Source organism: Bradyrhizobium ferriligni (assembly GCF_056837965.1).
Map to the genome: position 1 here is coordinate 1 of NZ_JBXEJO010000189.1, position 955 is coordinate 955.

Here is a 955-nt window from a genome sequence, read left to right on the forward strand (position 1 = left end):
TTCCCCATTAGTTGTGGAGCCATTTATGGAAGAGAGTGGGCCTTCTCATACACTAGAGGAGGGTGCAGAACCATTCGATTATTTCAGCTTAATTTTTTAGGAGCAGTTTTTTGAATTTATGGCAGATCAAACGAATTTGTACGCTGATCAACGTCAGAAAAGAGCTGGGAAAATTGATTCAAAGTGGGACGCAGTAACTGCTGCCGAAATCAAGGTTTATCTGCAGAATTACATCTTTATGGGTATAATTTCTTGTGAAACTTTATCCAGTTCACAGTATTGTTGCTCATTATTTGAATGTTCTACAAGCAATAGTTTTATTATTATTAATTTTTTAGAAAGACATGTTGCGTTTTTTGAGGAGTTATTCCCCTTTTAGTGTTTTTTATGAGGTAATTTTTTTTTGACGTGCTGGGGACCAAAGGGTTAAACCGGTTCTGACTAGCTCGTCCTACGTCACATTTGTTCATCGCCCCTTCCCGCACTACAATTACACACCATCACACAACCTTGACCTATACTACGTCATAACTGAACCTTCTCATTTCCATACATATATGCCAGATTAGCTCCATTCACAGGCTGCTTTTAAGTTGAACACCCTGTATTATTTTATATATTGAAATATAACCTAACCCAAAACCATGATTTTTCCGAAAATTTATGTCTGACACCACCAAGAAAAATTACCACTAGCCGCCACTGCTCCCACTCCTATCGCTCTCTCTCACTCTCTCTCATACATTAAAATGATCATTCCTGTCTCATCTATTTTCACTTCACTGCCTATTGTTGCACATTTATCGGTAAGGTTTCCTCCAACTACAACCGCTATTGTTGTATTGTTTCGAACAACTAATGAACAAATGAAGCGATTAATTGCATTACAAGTTTGCGAATGGCTGCACATTTTCTTGCAATCGATACAACACAGTTATGAAATCATGTAACATAC

Annotated in this window: 1 pseudogene; it reads left to right on the top strand. The window is 37.6% G+C overall.

Annotation, left to right across the window (positions count from 1 at the left end):
* Nucleotides 1-115: 115 nt before the first annotated feature.
* Nucleotides 116-379: pseudogene (locus AC1VNY_RS42490) on the top strand (hypothetical protein); the annotation flags it as partial.
* Nucleotides 380-955 lie beyond the last annotated feature (576 nt).